This is a genomic window from Oleiphilus sp. HI0125 (assembly GCF_001635355.1).
In genome coordinates this window covers 1-1,933 of record NZ_LWGF01000081.1, presented here as the reverse complement: position 1 = coordinate 1,933, position 1,933 = coordinate 1, and the positions used below count along the sequence as shown (strand labels likewise).

The following is a 1,933-nucleotide window of genomic DNA, read 5'->3' as shown; positions in this document are numbered from 1 at the left end:
GTAGATAGTAAGTCAGCGCTATCGAAAGGCTTAGCAACATAGTCGACTGCGCCGAGTTTCATAGCTTCTACGGCAGACCGAAGGCTAGCAAAGCTAGCCATGACTAAGACGGGCGTATCATGGGCGAGTGGAATGATGTCTGTGCCAGCCTGACCATTCACACGAAGATCGGTAATAATTAAATCAAAGGAAGCTAGCGGAACATCGTCTAATGCCTGAGTTATTGATTCGACGCATTCAACCTGAAACTGGTTTTGAGTAAGAATATCGACCAGATCGGATTGTTCCGTGCTGTCATCTTCAATAACTAAAATTCGATGCATGATGGTAATAACTAACGATAAATGAATGCTAAATCATACCTAAGCTGTGATGCTTATGACTAGCGGCAGGTGAAATTCGTCTTAACTGAATAGGTATTCAGTGTGTCCTTGTAAGACACCATAATGCCATTGCTCAGTAAGTGTGTTGAGTAAATCTTTGGGTGAGCCTGCCTTGTAAAAATCTAATCCGATCATGCAGCACAGTTCTCGCAGGTTAGACATGATGTCACTTTGGGAAATCGCGGGAGCGAGATTTTGCTTTGATAGCTTTTGACCGTCGCTATTTTTAATTAAAGGGAAGTGACCGAATTTTGGTGGTGTTGTTGAGAAAGCCTTGTATAACTCGAGTTGCATAGGGGAAGAATCTAATAAATCTGACCCCCGAAGCACGTGAGTGATTTCCTGATCAATATCGTCGCAAACTACAGCTAATTGATAAGCGTAAAGTGCATCTTTGCGCTTTAGAACAAAGTCACTTGCGCTTTGAGCAGATATTGGTCCTTTGAACAAATCGTTCCAGTGTTGTGGATGCGTATTTGATCGAAACTTAATTGCACTGTTAGGTGCGGTGTTATTGGTGTGATATCCACATTCAGGTAGATGACCTCCATTGAGCTCGCCCATTTCCTTTCGGCTGCATGGGCAATAATAACAGTGCTTTTCGTCTAATAAATAATTGAGCTTACTTTCATACAGGTCATAACGCTTAGATTGATAAACAACAGGTGCGTCCCATTCAAAGCCATATGCTTCAAGTGTGTTAAGAATAGATTCACTGGCGCCAGGTACTTCTCTCGGCGGATCGATGTCTTCAATGCGTACAAGCCAAGATCCATTATTCGAACGCGCGTCTAGGTAGCTAATTAAAGCAGCAAAGAGTGACCCAAGGTGCAGTGGGCCAGTAGGAGAGGGCGCAAAGCGGCCTTTGTAGTGCATAGATAAACAATAGGGCGCAAAGTGCGCCCTATTTTAGTGCTTCTTATATGCCGACTTGGCTTTCTTTTATTTCTGCAAGCGTTTTGCAATCAATGCACTGTGTTGCAGTTGGGCGAGCCTCGAGACGGCGAATACCGATTTCAACGCCACATGATTCGCAAAAACCATAGTCGTCCGCTTCAATTGAATCGATTGTTTTATCGATCTTTTTAATGAGCTTGCGTTCGCGATCGCGTGTGCGGAGTTCTAAGCTGAATTCTTCTTCTTGAGTCGCACGGTCGCTTGGATCAGCGAAGTTAGAAGCATCTTCTTTCATGTGATGCACTGTACGGTCGACCTCTTCCATTAACTCTTGCTTCCAGCTCAATAGAATTTGACGGAAGTGCTGAAGTTGGCCATCACTCATGTATTCTTCATCTGCAGCAGGTTGATACGGCTCAAATGAACTGAATGTATCTGTACTCTTAGTTGCCGGCATAGTTATTTCTCTTATTTCTTTCAATACTGTGCTTGCTAAGGCAAGTTGGAATGCCTGTAAAATTAGACAGCCCAAATTTTAAGCTTGCGAACGCTATCAGAAACTTCTTACGTTCGCTATCACTTTGTTTTCGTAGCGCGACTAATGCCACGTTTGTAGCATTTAGTCTTGGATGAAAAATATCTTTTCATTTTCA

The 1,933-nt window shown here is 43.1% G+C and carries 3 protein-coding genes; all 3 read right to left on the bottom strand.

The features are described 5' to 3' along the window. A partial coding sequence (locus A3762_RS01400) for a response regulator (protein ID WP_156493112.1) occupies positions 1 to 323 on the bottom strand: 323 nt, incomplete at its 3' end. A gap of 81 nt (positions 324 to 404) precedes the next feature. Continuing rightward, positions 405 to 1,259: a tRNA glutamyl-Q(34) synthetase GluQRS gene (gluQRS, locus tag A3762_RS01395; RefSeq protein ID WP_068753753.1), complete on the bottom strand. Its 855-nt coding sequence runs from the start codon at positions 1,257 to 1,259 to the stop codon at positions 405 to 407. 43 nt (positions 1,260 to 1,302) lie between these two features. After that, complete coding sequence (gene dksA / locus A3762_RS01390) at positions 1,303 to 1,737, bottom strand: RNA polymerase-binding protein DksA (protein WP_068478118.1); 435 nt, start codon at positions 1,735 to 1,737, stop codon at positions 1,303 to 1,305. Positions 1,738 to 1,933: the final 196 nt, after the last annotated feature.